Origin of the sequence: Mycobacterium sp. 050128 (genome assembly GCF_036409155.1) — a bacterium.
GTDB lineage: Bacteria > Actinomycetota > Actinomycetes > Mycobacteriales > Mycobacteriaceae > Mycobacterium.
Map to the genome: position 1 here is coordinate 27,356 of NZ_JAZGLW010000007.1, position 19,259 is coordinate 46,614.

At 64.6% G+C, this 19,259-nt stretch carries 17 protein-coding genes and 2 pseudogenes; 14 read left to right on the forward strand and 5 right to left on the reverse strand.

The window, feature by feature from the left end; translation table 11 throughout:
* Positions 1-337 precede the first annotated feature (337 nt).
* Both SKC41_RS28780 and SKC41_RS28785 read left to right on the forward strand, forming a co-directional pair.
* Positions 338-1,816 (forward strand): DUF5631 domain-containing protein, encoded by a 1,479-nt coding sequence (locus tag SKC41_RS28780; protein ID WP_442931856.1) that lies wholly within the window; start codon positions 338-340, stop codon positions 1,814-1,816.
* Positions 1,817-2,067: 251 nt separating this feature from the next.
* A complete protein-coding gene (locus tag SKC41_RS28785; RefSeq protein WP_330981109.1) occupies positions 2,068-2,295 on the forward strand; it encodes a hypothetical protein in 228 nt (75 codons plus the stop codon).
* 184 nt (positions 2,296-2,479) lie between these two features.
* Here the strand turns inward: SKC41_RS28785 and SKC41_RS28790 are convergent, their stop codons facing one another.
* Complete coding sequence (locus tag SKC41_RS28790; RefSeq protein ID WP_330981110.1) at positions 2,480-2,875, reverse strand: type II toxin-antitoxin system VapC family toxin; 396 nt, start codon at positions 2,873-2,875, stop codon at positions 2,480-2,482.
* Positions 2,876-2,879: 4 nt separating this feature from the next.
* Positions 2,880-3,146 (reverse strand): type II toxin-antitoxin system Phd/YefM family antitoxin, encoded by a 267-nt coding sequence (locus SKC41_RS28795; RefSeq protein WP_061559440.1) that lies wholly within the window; start codon positions 3,144-3,146, stop codon positions 2,880-2,882.
* A 137-nt stretch (positions 3,147-3,283) separates the two neighbouring features.
* Here SKC41_RS28795 and SKC41_RS28800 point away from each other — a divergent pair, with 137 nt between their 5' ends.
* The 4 genes and pseudogenes from SKC41_RS28800 to SKC41_RS28815 all read left to right on the forward strand — a co-directional run.
* Positions 3,284-3,787 carry a hypothetical protein gene (locus SKC41_RS28800; RefSeq protein WP_330981111.1) on the forward strand — a complete coding sequence of 168 codons (504 nt, stop codon included), beginning with the start codon at positions 3,284-3,286 and terminating at the stop codon, positions 3,785-3,787.
* Between the two features lie 206 nt (positions 3,788-3,993).
* Positions 3,994-4,830, forward strand: a pseudogene (locus SKC41_RS31955) (serine/threonine-protein kinase); the annotation flags it as partial.
* Positions 4,831-6,067: 1,237 nt separating this feature from the next.
* Positions 6,068-8,134 carry a serine/threonine-protein kinase gene (locus SKC41_RS28810; protein ID WP_330981113.1) on the forward strand — a complete coding sequence of 689 codons (2,067 nt, stop codon included), beginning with the start codon at positions 6,068-6,070 and terminating at the stop codon, positions 8,132-8,134.
* 858 nt (positions 8,135-8,992) lie between these two features.
* A pseudogene (locus tag SKC41_RS28815) lies at positions 8,993-9,340 on the forward strand (ATP-binding protein); the annotation flags it as partial.
* Between the two features lie 10 nt (positions 9,341-9,350).
* Here the strand turns inward: SKC41_RS28815 and SKC41_RS28820 are convergent.
* Positions 9,351-10,307: a dipeptidase gene (locus SKC41_RS28820; RefSeq protein ID WP_330981114.1), complete on the reverse strand. Its 957-nt coding sequence runs from the start codon at positions 10,305-10,307 to the stop codon at positions 9,351-9,353.
* On the opposite strand from SKC41_RS28820, the gene SKC41_RS28825 reads away from it, so the two are divergent.
* The 8 genes from SKC41_RS28825 (at position 10,306) to SKC41_RS28860 (ending at position 18,416) form a co-directional block, all read left to right on the forward strand.
* Entirely contained in the window at positions 10,306-10,848 is a 543-nt protein-coding gene (locus SKC41_RS28825) for a GNAT family N-acetyltransferase (RefSeq protein ID WP_330981115.1), read from the forward strand. The two genes, SKC41_RS28820 and SKC41_RS28825, sit on opposite strands and share 2 nt — an antisense overlap.
* Positions 10,849-11,125: 277 nt before the next feature.
* A complete protein-coding gene (locus SKC41_RS28830; protein ID WP_330981116.1) occupies positions 11,126-11,635 on the forward strand; it encodes a hypothetical protein in 510 nt (169 codons plus the stop codon).
* 712 nt (positions 11,636-12,347) lie between these two features.
* Positions 12,348-12,533 carry a hypothetical protein gene (locus tag SKC41_RS28835; protein WP_330981117.1) on the forward strand — a complete coding sequence of 62 codons (186 nt, stop codon included), beginning with the start codon at positions 12,348-12,350 and terminating at the stop codon, positions 12,531-12,533.
* A 90-nt stretch (positions 12,534-12,623) separates the two neighbouring features.
* Positions 12,624-13,802 (forward strand): hypothetical protein, encoded by a 1,179-nt coding sequence (locus SKC41_RS28840; protein ID WP_330981118.1) that lies wholly within the window; start codon positions 12,624-12,626, stop codon positions 13,800-13,802.
* Positions 13,803-13,911: 109 nt separating this feature from the next.
* Complete coding sequence (locus SKC41_RS28845; protein WP_330981119.1) at positions 13,912-14,874, forward strand: DUF4226 domain-containing protein; 963 nt, start codon at positions 13,912-13,914, stop codon at positions 14,872-14,874.
* A gap of 236 nt (positions 14,875-15,110) precedes the next feature.
* On the forward strand, positions 15,111-15,743 hold the full coding sequence (locus tag SKC41_RS28850) for a hypothetical protein (RefSeq protein ID WP_330981120.1): 633 nt from the start codon (positions 15,111-15,113) through the stop codon (positions 15,741-15,743).
* An 8-nt stretch (positions 15,744-15,751) separates the two neighbouring features.
* On the forward strand, positions 15,752-17,218 hold the full coding sequence (locus SKC41_RS28855; protein ID WP_330981121.1) for a hypothetical protein: 1,467 nt from the start codon (positions 15,752-15,754) through the stop codon (positions 17,216-17,218).
* A 244-nt stretch (positions 17,219-17,462) separates the two neighbouring features.
* Positions 17,463-18,416, forward strand: a complete 954-nt coding sequence (locus SKC41_RS28860; RefSeq protein WP_330981122.1) for a DUF2637 domain-containing protein — start codon at positions 17,463-17,465, stop codon at positions 18,414-18,416.
* A 3-nt stretch (positions 18,417-18,419) separates the two neighbouring features.
* On the opposite strand, the gene SKC41_RS28865 is transcribed toward SKC41_RS28860, so the two are convergent.
* Both SKC41_RS28865 and SKC41_RS28870 read right to left on the reverse strand, forming a co-directional pair.
* Positions 18,420-18,785, reverse strand: a complete 366-nt coding sequence (locus tag SKC41_RS28865; RefSeq protein ID WP_330981123.1) for a DDE-type integrase/transposase/recombinase — start codon at positions 18,783-18,785, stop codon at positions 18,420-18,422.
* Between the two features lie 229 nt (positions 18,786-19,014).
* On the reverse strand, positions 19,015-19,176 hold the full coding sequence (locus SKC41_RS28870) for a hypothetical protein (RefSeq protein ID WP_330981124.1): 162 nt from the start codon (positions 19,174-19,176) through the stop codon (positions 19,015-19,017).
* Positions 19,177-19,259 lie beyond the last annotated feature (83 nt).

Genomic DNA, 19,259 nt, shown 5'->3' on the forward strand with positions numbered 1-19,259 from the left:
ACATGCACCCGTCGGGACGTCTCGATGGTATCGCAGGTGCCTCGCGCACAGAACGGCGTATCAGAAGAAATCAATGTACGTGCGGGCGCTGCCTTTTCGCCATAACTCGGTCGCAAGACGTCACCCGCCAGGCGCTCCCACCCGCACAATTCACCTTTGGTAAAGAGCGTTCGGCATATATCGGTAGTCTGATCCGGTGGCGATCTTCGGTCGAAAGACGGCGCGCCAGCGCCTCCGGAGAGCTACCCGGGAATCATTGTCGATGCCGGCCTTCAGCTCTCCTGTCGATTGCTCCCCGTGGGTGATCGGTGGGCTTTGGCCTGCCGAACTGTCGACGGTGACAGACGAAACCGCCACGCTCGCAGAGTATCTCGAGAAAGACCTGCAACGAATCACCGGCAGCGCCAACAAACAGCTGGGGATGGTCAAGCGAGCGGGACTCACCGATGTGGGCTGGCGCGCGGCAGAGGCTCGCGTGATCGACGAAGCCCGTGCGCGTGCCGTTCGGCGCGTCGAATCGACGATTCGCCAGCTGGAGATGATGAAGGCTCAGGTACGCGCGCGACGCCAAACCGCACAGGTCGCGCGACGTTTCAGCACGGCCGACCTGGAAAAGACGCAAGTCATCCCCGCGGTCCCGGCGGCGGAACCCGATGTGGTTGCGCCGGCGATCGACGAAACCCAAGTCATCCCGGTGGTCCCGGCTACAGAGCCCGTCGTCAGTGATCGGACGCTCGACCAGACGCAAGTCATACCGGTCGTCACCGCCGAGCCTGTCACCGCCGAGCCCGTTGCTGAAGAGCCGGCAACCGAGATCTCCGCGGACGACGACCTCGATTCTTCCGGGGGCCGGCATCGAGCTCCTTCCGAGGATGCCACGGTGGACGTCGCTATCCCGGTGCAACCGGAAGTCCGGGAACCGGAACCCGAGCCGGTGGCTGTCAGCGAGCCGGAGGCCGTCAACGAGCCGGAGCCCGAGCCGGTGGCCGTCAGCGAACCGGAGCCCGAGCCCGAGCCGGAACCCGAGCCGGAGGCTGTCAGCGAGCCCGAGCCCGAGCCGGTGGCCGTCAGCGAACCGGAGCCCGAGCCGGAACCCGAGCCCGAGCCCGAGCGCGAACCGGAGCCGGAACCGGAACCGGAACTCGTGGAAGCCCCGGCGGCCGCAGTCAACGCCGAATCCGATTCCGAACGATTGCACCGGCTGTTAGCGTTCGTCGTCCGGCAAGACCCCGGGCTGAACTGGGCAGTCGGCGATCTCGCGGACGGCACGACGCTGTTGGTCACCGATCTTGCCCACGGGTGGATTCCGCCCGGAATCACGCTTCCGGTGGGCGTGCGATTGTTGGCGCCCGGGCGCCAGACCGGCAAAGCCTCGGCACTGCTCGGTGAGGCGATCCGGACCGCCACCTACACGCCCGGCGATCGGGTCGGCCGGGCGACCGACTTCGCCGCGACCGAATCGTCGGTGCAGGCCCGCGAACTGCCGGCGGTCGAGGATATCTCATGGGAACTGGGTCGAGTCACGCACTGGCGCGACGGACTGCCGCGGTTAGTGCACACCCTGGCCAAAGCCGCGACTGCGGGAACGGGTGTCGTAGAAGAGGAAGCCGACCTGCTGCGCGTTCATCTCGACACGGCCCGTTATCAGCTGCTGAGCCAGTATCCGGATGTGGTGCCCGCGCTGTTGCTCAACTGCCTGTTGTTGGCCGCCACCGAAAGCAGCGTGGCCGGCGATGCGACGTCGGCGAACTATCACCTGGCGTGGTTCCAGAAGCTCGACGAACCGCCGGCCAGCCAGTGGACTGCCGAGACCTGACGGCACTCGCCGGCCGTAGCGCGGGTTCTTCGCGGCAGAACAGGTAGTCCATTACGCATGCGCACGACGCCGGTCACTTCGTAGATTTTTATTGACGGCCGGACCCGCCGGGCGCGAATCCCTCTCAGGTGATCGAAATGCTAGCCATCCCGAAAACAGTGGTGCTACATCGTGATACCGCTGCAGCCACGCAACCCAGCCATGCGGCGGTCGCAACATCAGGCGCCGCGCAAGCACACAACCTCACCAAAGTGGCACCGGAACCTGTGCTCATCACCGAACGCCAGGTCACGTTCGCAACCGCGGCTGCCCTCGGGGCACTCCAGCCCCTCACCACCCCGCGCCCTGGGCGTGTCACCCTCTGGCAGCGGTTGGTGCGGAGCGTCAGCGTCGAGCGTGAGCCGCGCCGCCGGTACCCGCCACGCAGGACCAGCTACTTCGAGCAGGCGGCGACGGCCCGTGAGATGGACCGACTGTGAACGAGCTTCTGATGGTCGCAGAAGGCGTTGTGCTGATCGTGGTCAGCATCGGAGTCCACCACCTCTCCGCATGGTTGGAACGCTGGGATTACGAACGCCATTGCGAGGATTGAGTTGGCCGGCAGCGGATTTCGGCAGTTTGGAGTCTTACGATTCTTCTAGGCCGCGTGTGAAGGTCAGAGAGCTAGCCTGGTGCTGCGGTGGGGATCCCCAATTCGGCTGCCGCTGCGAGCATCCGGGCGTCATAGGTGATCACCGTACGTAGGGTGTCGCCGGCACGCTGTGCGGCAACGAGGTGAATGGCGTCGAGACTGCGAAGGGTTAGTGGCTGCAACGTGCCTGCGTCGTCGAGTAACTGTCGGCTCAGCGTGATGATGTCCAAGCCGTGCAGGAGGTCGCGTGCGTGACCAATGGCTTGGGGCCCGTTCGGGAAGACTGCCCGTATCAGTTCAGTGCGCGCCAGGGCTGCTGAGAACAGGGTGTCGTGGCGTTGCTCAGCGAGGAAGTTTTGCAGCGCTACCGATTCCGCCTCGACGACAACGAGTTTCACCAACGCGGACGTGTCCAAATAGATTCGCATCTGGCTAGCGTTCATCGTGCCGTAGTTGTTCTAGAGCCTCAGTGGGACTGTGCGGGTAACTCTGCGGCTCAAGGTCGTCGGCCTTCAAAGGACGAGCCGCCAACACAACCTCGCCGGAGTTGACGAGGTCTTGCCATGGATCCCCTGTAACGGGCACGAGACGCGCGACCGGGCGGCCGCGGTCAGTTATCTCGATCGACTCCCCCGCTGCGACGTCCTCAAGGTACTTGCTGGCGTTCTGCCGAAGCTCGCGAACCCCTATCGCCCTCATGTGCTACATAGTAGCACATGAGGGCGATAGGGGTTGTCTAATGGTTTGTAGACCCTTGCGTCTGTCAATAGTTGTGGCTCACTATGTCCTCGGGCCCCGCAGGCGCGGTGCGCGCCGGACAAGGGGGCTGGTGTGTGATGACCTGGACGACTCAGCTCACGTACGCTGCCGCAGCGCTGTCAGCTGCAGATACCGCGGCACTGGCCGAGGCCCTTGGTAGGGCCGAAGTCAGCTACGACGCTGGTAGCAATCGGTTGCAGATCACGCTGGCGGTGGAGGCCTCGACCCTGGCGGAGGCCACCGGTGTGGGTTTGAGCGCCGCGGCCGCGGCTACCGGTCTTGCGGCGCCCATCCGATTGCTGGTGCAGAGCACTGCCGATTTCGTTGCGGACGCTGAGCACCCGCCGCCGTTGAACCTTGACCTCATTGGAATCACCGAGATCGCTGGTGAGTTCGGTGTCTCCCGCCAGCGCGTCGGACAACTCGCCGACGACCCGGACTTTCCCGCACCCGTCGTGCATGCGGCCATTGGCCGCCTCTACACAAGGGCATCCGTGCGGGCTTTCCACAAGCGCTGGACGGCTGCCCGTAATCCGCGTGGTGGGCGGCGGCGCCGCCACGTCGAACGGTCAGGCACCTAACGCCATGGAGGAGAGACCACCAGTGAGTGTGAAGAGATTTGCCACAGATCGCCAAGGCCTGTCTGTCTGGGAAGGGACGGTGAGCGTGGCGCATTCTGTCGACGATGCGCAGCCAAATCTGCTGGGCGACAACGTAATTCAGGAGGTTGGTGTCACGTCTTGCCTTGATCAGCCCCGCGAGGGCTGGGAGACGTATCGGGGTATCGATGCCGCTGAGTGAGGGTGCACAGTTCGCCGGCTACACGCTGGTGCGGTTGCTGGGTAGCGGAGGGATGGGCGAGGTGTACTTGGCCCGCCACCCCCGTTTCCCGCGGCTGGAGGCGCTCAAGGTGTTGCACACTGAGTACTCGGCCGACCCCGATTTCCAACAGCGTTTTAACCGGGAGGCCGAGTTGGCTTCGGGATTGTGGCATCCCCACATCGTGGGGGTGCATGACCGCGGTGAGTTTGACGGCCAGTTGTGGATCACCATGGACTATGTTGATGGCGCCGATTTGGGCGCGGTGGTCAGTGCGAACTATGCGTCCGGAATGCCGGTCGAGGCCGTCGTGGCGGTGGTCGCCGCGGTGAGCGACGCGTTAGATCACGCTCATCACCGCGGGCTGCTGCACCGTGACGTTAAGCCCGCCAATATTATGGTCAGCCGGGCCGATGACGCCGGAGAGTGGCGAATCTTGTTGAGCGACTTCGGTATCGCGCGCCCGATCGACGATGCGAGCGGCCTGACCGCGACCAACATGGCGGTGGGAACCGTGAACTACTGCGCACCCGAACAGCTGATGGGTGGGGCACTGGATGGCCGGGCGGACCAATACGCGTTGGCGGCTACCGCCTACTACCTGTTGACCGGTACCAAGATGTTTGCCAATCTGCCTGCGGTGGCAGTGATTAGCTCCCATCTGACCGCGCCACCGCCACTTCCTGGAGCCGTGCGTCCCGACCTGGCCATCACCGATGCCGTGTTTGCCCGGGCTCTGGCGAAAGATCCGCGGCAGCGCTTCCAACGGTGCAGCGAATTCGCGGCGGCGTTGGCCGATCAACTCCGCTTGGCGCCGTCTTCACACAACGCGGCGGCTCAAGCAGGCGGCCAGCCGGCCGGCGAGACCCGGCCGTGGACGACGACGCGGCCTGATCGGACTCCACCGTCGTCTGAGCCGGTCGCCGCCGCGTTCACTGCGCCACCACAGCCAGCTGGGCGACCGCATCCAGGCCCGGGATGGCCGCCGACGCCGCCCAACCCGCATCATGAAGGCGCACCACCGCGGCCGGCACGACGGCGCCGGTGGCTACGGGCCGCGGCCGCGGCGGCCGCGGTGCTCGCTGCCGCCGGCGTGCTCGCGTATTTCGTCCTGCCGCACGGCGCTCAGACCTCCGCGCCACCGGGCACGACATCTGCTCAAGAGGCTGCCGGGCTGGCCGCGCAGCACTATCTCGAGGCGCTCTCGCGGGGGGACGCCGACACGGCTTTGTCGTTGGGCGCCACCGCCTCGGCCACAGCACAGTGGGTCAGCGCCGACGCCCTGCGCACCCAATTGGCGTCAACACCGATCACCGACATTACGGTCACCGCAGCTCCTTCGGCCTCCGGCGATGACCCGGCCAGCGTCCAGTACGTGATTTTGTCCGCCCGCTTCGGGCCGACCTCGTCGCAGACTCGTATTGCATTGCACCGCCACGGCAACGACTGGAAACTCGACACCGCTACCGTGCCTGTCGACATCGGAACGCCAGGCACCAGCAGTGCCTCGTTCAAGGCAGTCGCACTGTTCGGAATCGCAACGAACGGAACAACCCCGGTCTCGGTTTTCCCAGGCGCCCTTGCCGTCTCCTCGTCGAACCGCTTCATCGACATCACCGCCCAGGCGCCCCCGGTACTGCTGAATGCTTTGGGCGCCAACGCCACCCACCCCAGCATCCAACCTGTAGCTACCCTCAACGATGCTGGCCTGCAAGCCTCCAAAACGTCCATCGACAACTGGCAGCATTACTGCTACCAAGGTGTCGCCCCGCCACCGGAGTGCAACACCCTGGACACCGGTGACACCAAGGTATCGGTGATCGGTGCCGGTGATTTCTCCGACACCCGGTTTAGCTTCGATCCCAACACCATGTTGGTGACCGTATCAGGCAGCGTCGTGTACAACGCTCACTCACCAACCACCAGCAGGGTGATCTACAAAGCTAGCGGCACAGTCGATTTGACCAAAGATCCCCCGATGTATGGGTCCACCCCCATCCATCGCTAAACAGTCGAGCGTGAACTGAGGAAGGTGAGCCCCGATGCCGTTGAGCGAAGGTGCCTCGTTTGCCGGTTACACGGTGGTGCGGCTTTTGGGTGCCGGGGAGATGGGCGAGGTGTATTTGGCGCGCCACCCCCGGTTGCCGCGGCTGGAGGCCCTCAAGGTGCTACGCGCGGATCTGTCGGCCGACCCTAATTTCCAGAAACGATTCATCCGTGAGGCCGATCGTGCGTCGCAGCTGTGGCATCCCCACATCGTGGCGGTCCACGACCGGGGCGAATTCAACGGCCAGCTCTGGATCGCCATGGACTACGTCAACGGCCCCAATCTTCATACGGTCCTCACGCAACGCCAGGGCCTGGGCCTGCCGCCGGCCGAGGTGCTCGCCGTGGTCAGCGCCGTCGGCGCGGCGTTGGATCACGCTCATCAGCTCGGCCTGCTGCACCGCGACGTCAAACCCGCCAACATCATGATCAGCCACCCCGATGACGGCAGCACTCCCCGAATCTTATTGAGCGACTTCGGTATCGCTCGGCCCGCCGACGACAACGACGTGACGGCCAGCCTGATGACCGACACCGTCAAAACGTTGGGAACCTTCACCTACGCCGCACCCGAACTACTGCGCGGCGCCACACTCGATGGCCGTGCCGACCAATACGCTCTGGCCGCCACGGCCTACCACTTGCTGACCGGCGTCCCACCCTTTTCCGATACAGATCCCATCTCAGTGATCCACGCGCATTTGACCTCGCCACCTCCGCGCCCCGGAAACACCCGCCCGGACATGGCCATCACCGACGTGGTGTTCGTCCACGCCATGGCCAAAGACCCCACCCAACGCTTCCCCCGATGCAGCGACTTCGCCGCCGCCCTGACCAGCCAGCTCCAAAGCCCCGCCCCAACCCCGGCCCCAGGCGCATTGCCCCTGCCCACCTCAGCGCCCCTGGCCGCCCCGACTCCCCCACCCCCCTTCGCGCCCACCACTCCCCCACCCTGGCCTGGCCCACACCCCGCCTTCCCACCACCGACGGCCCCCCGCTACCCCACCCCGCCACCACACAGAGCACCTATACCGCGGCGCTCCCGCAAACGGCTTGTGGTATCAGCAGTTTCGGCACTGGCGGTGGTGGCCCTGGTGGTTGGCGGCGGCATCTTCGCGGTAGCCAAATTCAGCGGTCCCGACGCGGCCCAGCGCGCCGCGCAAGACCGCGAGGCCGCGCGCCTGGTGGGCCAGCACTATTTGGAGGCGCTAGCCACCGGAGATGCCCAGACCGCTGTGTCGCTGAGCGGCCAACAACCGGCTACCCCGCAACTTTTGACCGACAAGGCACTCGTCGACGAGCTCTCGGCGACGCCGATCAGCGCGATCACCGCGACTAACGACGCGGCACGGAATCCGGACGCCTCGCCGGATACCCAACGCGTCGTGCTGTCGGCTCGCTTCGGGCTCACCCCCTCCCAAGCGGTGATCACCGTCCACAAAAAGGACGGTCAGTGGAAGCTGGACACCACCACCATCGCGGTCACAATCACCGCACCGCCGAACTCCGCGGCCGCGATGAAAGCCCTCGTCGTCGCCGGCGCGCTCACCAATGGGGCCAGCACAATCTCGGTGTTCCCCGGAACACCACATGTCTCCTCGTCGAATCGCTACATCGACATCACCGCAGACACGACACCACTGCTGCTCGAGGCACTGACGGCGGCCGACCCGCCCACCATCACACCGGCGATCGCGCTCAACGACGTCGGCCGTCAAGTATCACTAGAGACGGTCGATAGACGAGCGCACTACTGCTATGCCGGGGCCGCTCCGCCAGAAGGGTGTTGCCCCCCTGAAGGGTGTCGGCAAGTCGTCACCACCGGCCCCAACGCCATCGACAACGACAGTTTGAACCTGGACTCTCTTGAGACCACCGACAACATGCATTACGACCTCGACGCCAACACCCTGAGGGTTCACGTCACTGGTGTCCTGCACTACCGCGCCCACGCAACCCAGCAAGGTCGACCCGTGAACTTGCATGAAACCCTGCCCGTCGACGGCGGTGTCGATCTGAGCACCCAACCACCGGTCTTCCTGCGAAGACAAGAACTGAAGTAACGCTGCGTTGGTTTACTGCCGCTGCACGCGTCGTGGCCAATCAAGCCCCGGCAGCCACCGAGCAGTGCCGCTGCCGCGAAGGCGTTGCAAAGCAACATTATTCCTTGAACGAGTTAACGGTGCCGAAAAGGTATCACTCGCCTTGGGAGCGCCGCACGACACCTTTCCAGAAGTTTGGGTAGGGGTGCCTGGCTTCGAGTTGATCACCAGACACGGGCGCGGTGGCAGCCGGCGGCCAACACCACCGTTCCGGCACGCCAATCCCCCTGCGCGGCATACGGTTCCCACGGTCCGCTGTGGCCAACCGGCCACCTCGTGCGCGACCAGGACCGCTGGGGTCCTCACCGGTGCCATCGTCGGCCGCTCTGGCGGCCCTGTTGGCGATTCGCGGCAACGCAGTTAGAAAGCAACGGGTAGTGGGGCAGTTTGATTTACGCGGTGTGCTGGCGCATCAAAGGTGGTCCATCAGGCGAGACATTTCCCCCGCCTCGAAATAGCTGGCCTCATGCGTCGGGTAACTCGGGCGCGGCTCAGGCAGCCGGATGTGAATGTGCCCGATTGCCGTAATGAATGCTGGACCAGGCCAGTGACGATGTGCCACCGCAGCCAGGGGAGCGGGTAGTGAGTGGAATTTGGGTAGTAGGTGCAACATGACGGATACCTTCAGATGATTCGAGTGGCTGCTACCGAAGTCACAGCTATTAAACACATGTTAAACAGCACTCATGACGTTGGCAACGCGCATGCGGTGCCGGAGGGGTCGCAATCGAGTACCGCCCCGCCGGGCCGCCGTGCTTGCGGCCGGAAACAATGCTTACGCGGGCAACCCGAAGGCTGGCGCGTCATCTTGGGCCCGCCCGCCTCTCAGCTGCGCATCACGCCAACCGGCTGGAGGCCGAGCTGAAGAAGATCCGCCGCTACAAGTTGATCATCATTGACGAGGTCGGCTACATCCCATTCGACCAGGACGCGGCCAACCTGTTCTTCCAGCTGGTGGCGTCGCGCTATGAGCAGGGCTCGATCATGGTGACCTCAAATCTTCCGTTTGGACGTTGGGGAGAGACCTTCTCCGACGACGTGGTCGCCGCGGCGATGATTGACCGCTTGGTGCATCACGCCGAAGTGTTGACCCTCACCGGAGACTCCTACCGCACGCACCAACAGCGCCAACTGCTCACCAAAGAAAACCGCACCGCCGATAACTGACTATCAACCTTTAGGTGCGCCATGCGCATTGGGCTACACGATGGAAGTTGCCGCCCACGACGGCATTGATGCCCGTAGCGGTCCATCCGCGTTGGCTGAGGTGTTCGCCGAGTGTCAGTAGTGTCTCGGGAGCCATCCACTGGATCGGTCCCCAACGCGTGTAGCTGTCGTCGAACATGTGCGGATTGCGGGTGAGTTCGGCAATGAAGTCGGCGTAGTCAACGGAGAAGTCGCTGCTGATCCCCACGTGCTCGATGCCGACCAGATCGACGGCGTATTCCAGATGCCGAGTCATTGCCTCCAGGGTCGGGGTGTTGGGCCCCAGGAAGATGCCGACGCCGGTGATTCCGATGACGCCGCCGGTGGCCGCGCAGGCGCGGGCTTGGTCATCGCTGATATTGCGGGGATGATCCCAGACCGCGCGCATGCACGAGTGACTGTAAATGACTGGGCCGGTCGAGATCTCGCACATGTCTAGTCCGGTGCGGGCACTGCAGTGCGAACCGTCGGGAACGATGCCAACGGTGTTCATCTCGCCGATGATCGAACGCCCCCACTCAGTAAGACCATTATCGGCGACGTCCAGACAGCCACTGCCGGCACGGTTGGCGTGGTTGTAGGTGGGTAGCAGCGTGCGCACCCCAAGGTCGGCGAGAACGGTGAGGTTGGCAAGGTCGTCGTCGAGAGGGCGGGAGTCTTCGAGGTCGAAGACCACGGCGATGCGGCCAGCACCGGTGATCGCTGCGACGTCGCCGACGGTGGCCGCCAGCTCGAGGTCCGGGTGCGCGTCGACCGCGCAACGGTAATGCTGCAACAGCGCCAGCGTGTCGTTGAGGCTGTGCGGCGAATATCCTGCGTTGACTGACACGAAGGCGCCGCCGTGACGCTGGTAGCGGGTCAACGGGGCGACGTCGCTGTCAGTATGCAGTGGCAGACACAGGTGCTGGTCCCACAGGAGCGAGGTCATGAGTACCGATCGTGCATCATCGGTCCCCGCGGTTGGATTGCCGATCCGCACCGAGCGTCTGACGATCCGCCCCCTTCGGCGAAATGACCTCGAAGCCATGCACGCCGTGTACTCGGATCCCGAAGCGACACGGTTCATTCCTGGCGGCGTGCGCGACCACGACGGCACTCGCCAACGAGTCGCAGACCTCATTGATCATCACGAACGTCACGGCGTCAGCAAATGGGCGGTCACCCTGTCCCACAACGGTCAGCTCATCGGTGACTGCGGACTGCAATTCCTGCCCGGGCGCCAAGACCTTGAGTTGGGCTTTCATTTCGCCCGCGCATATTGGGGCCACGGCTATGCCGCCGAATCCGCGTCAGCCTGCTTGGCGTGGGCACTGACTAACCGAACTGAACGCATACTGGCCATCGTCGACCCAAGCCATCACGCCTCGCAACGCGTTTTAACCAAGCTCGGCATGCAACGAGTTGGACGCGACCACATCCTCGGACACAGCTGGATCGTCTACGAAGCTCACCGCGACCCCGCCCACTAACCATCGAGGGGTCAATTCTCGGGATTCGTTTCGGGGTTAACTTTCAGAAAGCGTTGACAGAGCTGGCTTGTCCGAGTTCCCGGAAAGCCCGCCGCGGTGCGGGCTTTCACTGCGGCCGAGACCGACGAGGCACAACGGTACGCGGCAGAACAAGGCGGCATATGCCAACCTCTTCCGACTGCCTGACGGTCGCGATGATCCGCGACACCATAGAGGTCTCTACGTGCCTGCCCTGGCAGGTAGTCAGAGATGAGAGGATTGGCACACGGACAGGGCGATGTCGATCGCGATCTTTCTTAACCCGGGGCACCAATACCTTCATCCGGAAGGATTAGGTTTGGTTGAGGTGACATCCCAAGATGACATCGCAGGTTACCTGGGTGCCGGACGTGTCGAAAGCCTCTCCACAACAAGTCGTTTCGGCCATCTAGATTTCTGGTTTCACCCCGTGGGGTTGACGTCTCAGGACGTGAACCGGCCGGCCACCGAACTGCTGCTGGCCGCGACTCGGTTGACGGCGCGCACCGTTCCGCTCTTGCGCGGCCGCGTCGTCCTAACATCGCATGATGAGAACGGCGAGCTGGCTGGCCTGACACGACAACAGATCTCCCAAGTCGCGTCACACCCGAGCCGAGGCCTTGATCAATGGCTGCTCGATTGGCGCTATAGAGTCGATCGCCGTGCGCTGCGCCGGCGCGTCAAGACTAGCCGCGCCGGCGCGGACCGTGCCGGCTGGGAAGGTTTCAGGAACGCGCTTCCACCACCAAGGCCGACATCAGATCAGTAATCTCAGCCGCTGCCGTACTTGCGGGCAGGCGAGATGGCCCACCTATGTTGGTGCGCGGGTCGAAACGGAACCCACCACCTGAACTGTCAACGCGCAGTGGGATTACCGGTTGTTGGTGGGTCGGCGGCGTTGGGAGCGCTGTGCGCGGGTTTGCAAGATGAATCGTGCCCACCAGCTCGGCGCCGGCCCGGTTTGCAGGAAGGCTAATTGTTGTCTCGAGAGACCGATTGGATCTCCGGCGGGATTGATTCCAGTGATGAGGACCGTTCCGTGCAATAGCGGGACTGCATGTGCTGATAGCCCGGAGGCGGCGTAGAGATTCAGCGTTGCTATCTTGTTGACCGCGGATTGGGCGGCGGTATCGAACCAGAACACCACGTTGGACCGGTATCTGTACCGCTTCGCGGTGATCTGCGCGTCGTTGACGAGGAATCAGCCGTGATCGAAGTGGCCCCGCCGTCTATCGCCGCCGGGATAGAGCCGGCCTCATCCACCAAACGCAACCCGTGAATGCGGCGGTAGCGCTGGGTTAAGAGAAGGCATCGATCCGGTCGCGCCTCGGTGGGAAGCCTGCGATCTGAGTGGGGCGCCGGTACTATCGACACAGGTAGTCATCCCGACAGGGCGACGGAGCCCCAGAGAGCCGGCATTCGTTCCTTTATGCCTCGGCACTGAAATATTCTCCCTTACTCCACCTTTCGTGAGGATAGTGATGCGCGACGAACTATTTTTTGGCTTCAGTGAAACCGGGTGGGATGAGGCGCCCTGGGACGTCGAACCGACATTCACTGCTGATGAGTTGCAGGTCCTGCTTAACCCGGCGCTATCGGTCGCTGAGGCCGCCGCCCGCGTGGGCTGCGTCGAACACGACGTTCTACGGTTGCGTCGAACGGCCTGAAAACAGCGTTCGTGCCATTAGGGCACCGTCGCCTGGGCTCCGCTAACAATTGGCGTTAGCCACCTGTGGGGGGCGGGTGATAATGCAAGTGTGTCGATTGAGCAGGTAGCCGCCCAAGCGGTGGCGGTGGTGCAGCGTGCCCGCGGATTGTTCGGCTCTTCACCGCAGCCCCCGACCCCCGGTGAGCCCACCCTGGAATCGGCCGCCCAAATAGTCAGCGGCGCAGGAGCCCGCGCCTCGGTGATGTCCGGCGACCTCGTCGATGCACACCGGGGCTTTGTCCACGACGCCACCACACGACTGACCAGCAACGGACACACCGACGCCAGCCTGCACCAAAGCTTGGGCAGCGCCGCACTACTCAACCAGGTCGGCGCCCGCCAACTCGACACGATCACCGAGCAAACCCGCGCCCTGACTCAAGCCGCACCCGGCGCCCGCTCCCCCGCCGCACAACGCACCCTGCTCCAAGGCCTGCGCACCCAAGTCTCGGCGGCCAACACCGTGCTCAACACCACCGAACAACAATCAAGCACCCTGGCCGGACAAATCCGCGCCCTCGACTACCAACCCGGCAGCCGCATCCAAGCAACCGGCTTCGGCCAAGGCCCCCTCCCTGAATCCCCTGCCAGCACCTCCCCTGATCAGCCCCAGCCCGCGATCGACCCGCGAAATCCGTTCGTCGGTGATGAGCGGTTCGGGTATTGGCAAGATGTCATCCCACCGCCGTACGTGGGTAAGAATCCGCCCCCGCCGTGGACTGGTCACCGCCCCCTGGCGGACATGCCTGCCGGCGGGCCAACAGGATTTTATGTGACCGGAGGCAAAACGTGGGCCGACGACAACGCGCCACCAATGGCGTACCTCGAGGAACAATATAAGTTCCGCATCTCCGGCGTGGACTACACCGGCTATACCCGCACCGTCGGAGGCCAGCAGCAGCAGTGGTTGCAATACACCTACGACTCCCAACGGTTTAGTCGGGTCAATCTCGGCGGTGACATCTGGGCGCCGAAGGGCCCTAATGAGATCACCGGCGAGCTCGGGGGTGTGAGCACTGGCGGGCTGGCGGGCATTAACCCGCCGCCGAAAATTGGCCCATGGCAACCGATGTCACTGCCGCAGATCGCGACGCTCTCGGCGGCCAACCCCACGGTGCAGTACTACATGCCTGGCGGCTGTGGCGGCCAATTCACATTCGTCAATGGTTCGCCGGTAGGCGGTGTCGCACCTGCGCCGGTGATTCCGAGCATCATCGCCGCGCGCTGAACGAACGCCGCGTTTCGGCGATTGGGACGCGAGGCCGCGTGGTGGCCGGCAACTGCTCGCCTTCACAAAAGCGACTTTGACGTAGTAACGCGGGGGCGATAATGCTGGAGTGTCGATTGAGCAGGTAGCCGCCCAAGCGGTGGCGGTGGTGCAGCGTGCCCGCGGATTGTTCGGCTCTTCACCGCAGCCCCCGACCCCCGGTGAGCCCACCCTGGAATCGGCCGCCCAAATAGTCAGCGGCGCAGGAGCCCGCGCCTCGGTGATGTCCGGCGACCTCGTCGATGCACACCGGGGCTTTGTCCACGACGCCACCACACGACTGACCAGCAACGGACACACCGACGCCAGCCTGCACCAAAGCTTGGGCAGCGCCGCACTACTCAACCAGGTCGGCGCCCGCCAACTCGACACGATCACCGAGCAAACCCGCGCCCTGACTCAAGCCGCACCCGGCGCCCGCTCCCCCGCCGCACAACGCACCCTGCTCCAAGGCCTGCGCACCCAAGTCTCGGCGGCCAACACCGTGCTCAACACCACCGAACAACAATCAAGCACCCTGGCCGGACAAATCCGCGCCCTCGACTACCAACCCGGCAGCCGCATCCAAGCAACCGGCTTCGGCCAGGACCCGCCGCCGGCCTCTCCGGCAACCGGTGAGCCGCCACACGGTAAAGATCCGCGCTACTGGATCGATGTCACCAAAATCATCGCTGTTGGGCCAGGAGAATTGGCCCCGTACGGGACTAAGCAGATCGGGCCAGGCTTGTGGTATCCCGACGATGACGGGCTGTCGATGTCGGGTCCCGCGCCGGCGAAGTATCCACTGGATAACGCCACGATTACCCGGCAAGACCCGCACTTGCTGGGACCCTACGGTACGAAGGAATTGGCGCCGGGGATCTTCGCGCCTGACCCTCGTCGGGCTTACGGCGTTGAGCAGCCATGGCCTCCGCCGCAGCAGCCGATTGATGTGCGCGACGTCATCCACGTCGCTGAGGGCGATAAGGCCCCATACGGATATTACGAGTACCTGCCTGGTTGGTTTGCGCCCCTAGTACCTGGTCCGCATTAGGTCGCGGCTCGTGAAAGCAATCACTCAGCGCCGAATGCCGTCCATGGGGCGGCACTTGCCACACCGCGCCGTCGCAGATTCATCTTGTGCACGTTGGGTCCACGAAGTCTGTCCGATGGCCCCCACTGCACCGTTTCAGGTCCAACAAGATCGCGGCGCATGCATATGACTGCCACACAGTTGAGCTGGAATCACCGTCACCTAATCGGCACAAATGAAGTTCGGGAGGAGCTTTCATGACTGCGTCAAACCCACTGCTATCGGGGCGCGTTCCCTTAACGGAGGCGATGCCGGCGCTACCGCCTGCGCGTGAGTTTTTGACGTCGGCGGGGTTCGCCGGCGCCGGCGCGCTGCTTGCGGCCTTGATCGTTGCCGGTGTCGCGGTGTTCGCCTGGCGCGGTTTCTCTAACCGGCATCGTCTGCTGCTTGAGCAGCAAGAGCGCCACCACCGGGAGCTGCGCGAAGACGAGCGACGCGCTGTGAGCGTGCAGGAATGCCGAGAGAGGCTGGCATGGGTGGTGGACAAGGGTGGCATCGAGCCTGCCGCTAGCGAGGGCGCCACGGTGGGATTTGGACCGGAATTGGCCTTGGCCGTCCTGCAGGGAATACACGACGACGCCCAGAAACTCGACGACGCCGCCTTGGTGAGGGCCGCCGCGGTTCAGCTCACTCAGCTCTCACGGGTGCTGGCTAAGCAAAGCGGTGACCTTCCACAGGTCACGGCCGTAAATCCATTGCCTGCAGATCCAGCCCCGGGTGCAAAGCCGGTGTCGAACGGGGACCCGGACCTGGTGGCGGCGGGCGCGGGTGAGGACGCGAGCCCACCCGCGGCGAAGGTCCCTGCCGGCGGGAGGCGCCGCCGCCAATGACTCCTCTGATGCAGCAGATTGAGGAACTCGACGTCGAGACGTGGGCGGCGGTAACCAGGCAGGCGGCGCAAGCCGCGCTCGCTGCGGCGACCCGAGGTGGGACCGCGCCTCCTGCAGAGGTTGCCGCAGCGGCGGCGATGAGTGAACAGGATCTCATCGATCACCGCCGGCGTTTCGGCTCTGCGCCCAAACGCCTTTCGATGGTGCAGCAGCTGGTGCAAGCCGACCACCGGCGCGTTCTGGCCGAGCGCCAGGCCGAGAAAGCTGACCAAGATCGGCGGGACGCCGAAGCAGCAGCGGATGCTGCGCGCGCTCAAGCAGAGCAGTCGGCGCACGCGGCTACCGCGGCGCGTGAGCGGGTGAGGGCGGTAGAAGCCGAAAGCGCCCGCAAAGACGCCCAGCGCGCCGAGGAACGGGCAGCGGCCCAACAACGGTTGGACTTGCTGCGCGGCGAGTTCGAACAGCTACGAGCCGGGGCTGCCGCCGATGCAGCGGCCGCCCGGGAAGCGCTCACCGCCGCTGAAGCGCGCGCCGAACAACGGTCGACGGAACGCATCGCTGAGCGGGCGGCGGCCGAACGAACCATCCAGGAGCTGCAAGACGAGCTGGCCCGGGTCCGGGCCGACGCCGAGACCCACGTGGCGGCGGCTCGGGAAGAGGTTCGGGCGGCCGAAGAGCGGGCCGGGCAGCGGATGGCCGAGCGCGCTAACGAGCGTCAGGCCGCCGAACATCGGGTGCAGCAGGTTCGTGGCGAACTTGAGCAGGTACGAGCCGACGCCGCGGACGCTGTTGCGGCGGCGCGGGGGCAGGCCAGCGGAGAAATCGCTGCTGCCCAGGAGCAGATAGCGAAGGCAAGCGCCGCGGTGCAGGAGGCGACCGCTCGGGCGCAGACCGAGGCTGAGCAGGTGCGCGCCGAGGCCGCGGCACACGTCGCCGAGGCCCGCCGGCAGGCCGATGCGGCCATTACGGCCGCGAACCAGGCGGTGCACACCGAGATTGCCCGGGTTCACGCCGAGCGCGAGGAGATCCGCCTGGCCGCCGCTGTAAGCGACACGGGTTCCACGGAAACCCTGTTAAGTATTCCCGTCCCTCCGGCGCAGGTCCGCGCGCATACCGGTGCGATCGAAGACGCATTGTCTACGGTGCGCCAGGTTGATTACGTGCTCGAGGCCGCCGCAGCTGATGACGGGCGGTCACGAGCGGGCAGTGACGCGGAGCTGGTGGGCAGCCTGGTGGGCGCCGTCCAAGAGCAAGCCTGGGGGCTGTCGGAACAGCTACGCACCCTTCCGTCGCGCTTCAGCTCAGCTTGGGAAGTGCAGGTCGCACAGACTTATGTCGCGGCCGCGGCCAATGCCTATGGTGCTCTGCTGCAACGGATTGAGGCGGTGACCGAGCATCTGCGTAGCAACGGAGAAGCCGAACTCGTGGGGATCGTCACCGCGATGTTGGATGAGCATCCTTGGCGCCGAACGTAATTCACCCTTGAAGGTGGTTTGTCGAGCAATTCGGGTCGTACACGTAGGTTCCCCGCACGCACGACCGTGAAGCGGCGAATGCGTCGTCCGGCGCGATGCGGTAACTATCGGCGGACGATGCGTCAGGTGGCCGAAAGTTGTGCATGTGAAGCACTCTGGCGGCCATACGCTAAAAAGGTCAGCTCCCGATGAGGCCCGGAACGTCGAGGCCCTCGGGGTCACGCACGCCACGGGAAGGTAGTCGATGGTTGCTGAGGAAACCACCAAAGAGACGCGCGCGGCGGTGCGTTTCTTCTGGACGTGGCTGTTGTTGGCGACCAGCGTTTCGGTCGCCGGCAACGTCGCCCACGCCGTGTTGACCGCGCCCCCGGGAACCGTTCGACTCGCCGCGGCGGCGGCTGTCGTGCCGCCGGCGGTGCTCTTAGGGGCCACCCACTCGGTGGCCCTGTTGGTCAAGACCCGACGCGTCGGCTTCATCTACTGGCTCGCGCTGGCGATGACCTTCGCTCTGGCAGGGTGCGCGTTCATCCTGTCATTTGACGCGCTGCGTGACCTGGCGGTAGCGCTGGGCATGCCAGCATCTCGAGCATGGCTATGGCCGGTGGCCATCGACGTGTCGATCGCCAATTCCACGCTGTCGCTGTTGTCGCTTTCTCCCCCACGCGCGGTGCCCGCAGCCGCGCCGGCTTCCGAGCATGTCGACGAGGTGCGTGACGTGCTAGCCGCGGCTGCTACCTCGTCAGCTCAGGCGGCACAGGGTGTGGCTTCCTCACCGCGAGCGAGGCAGCCACGGGCTTCGCAACCCGCTGCACGGCCCGCTCCCCCGCCGCTGGCTCCTTCTCCACCGGCTGGGCCCAGTAAGCCGTATCGGTCGCGATCAGAGGGTGCGAACCGGTCGCTGGCGGCCGTGGACGCTGTGCCCGGTGCGAGTGTGGACGTCAAGCAGTGGCGGCCGGCGGCCGATCAGCTGGTTCGCGACGGTGTGACGTCAAAGGATCCGGCGGTCGTGGCGGCCGTGTTGGCTGAAAACGCTGCGGGAACCGCGCCGAGCACCATCGGCCGCCGCCACAATCTGCATCACAGCACGGTCGGACGTATTGTGGCCGGCGCCCAGCACCGTGGGTTGTTTACCCGGCGGATTGCAGGCGGGCCGGTGTTGAGCGGGGTTGATTTGTCCGAATCTCCGGCTGCCTGCTGAGGATCAGGTCGTGCGCGCTGGCGAAGTTTTGGCGGACCCTCTCGTGCTCCAGGTTCTCATAGTCCTCGTCGATTCGATGTGGCCGTTATCCCAAGGCTGGCTGGGCGAAATGTAGGACATTCGGACCTTGCCATCGCAAAACTGTTGCAGCGCTTGAGAAACCAACTCCGGACCGTTGTCCATCCGCGACACCGTCGGAGGACCACCCGCCGCGGCGAACACCACCTCTAGCTCGGCGACGAGCCGCCGCGCAGTGATCGACCGCCCGACGATGTTCAGTAGCGACTCGCGGGTGTGTTCGTCGATCATCGAGGCGATCTTGATGGCCTTACCGTCGACGGTGGAGGGTGCTGCGACGTCACACCGCACCGAACCAACTCGTCGGCGGTGGGCCCGGCCATCGTGGCCGCAGTGTTGGCGGAATTTGCCGCAGGGACTGCCGAGCACGATCGGGCACCCTTCACAAGGTGCATCCCAGCACTGTTGGGCGGATCTTGTCCGGCGCAGTTTGCCTGAGCGACTGATTGCGTCGTTACTCCCCCACGGCGGGTGTGTTCGGTCTCTTGGGGCGTCGTGTCATAGGGATCGACGCGGCGGGTCAGGATGCCTGCGACACCAGGGTGCGCAGGCTGAGTTCGCGCATCAGGTGCGGCAGGGTGACGCCCTGTCGATCGGCGGCTTCCTGTAGCGCTTGAAGGTCCTCTTTGGTAAAGCGAACTAGGACCTTGCCTGTCAGCTTTCGCTGCTCGCTGTTGCTCACGTTTCCTCCGGCACCTCGGCGGGGTCGACCTCACCTCGTCGTGACGTTGTTAGTTTACGACATTTGTGTCGTTAATTAGGCAC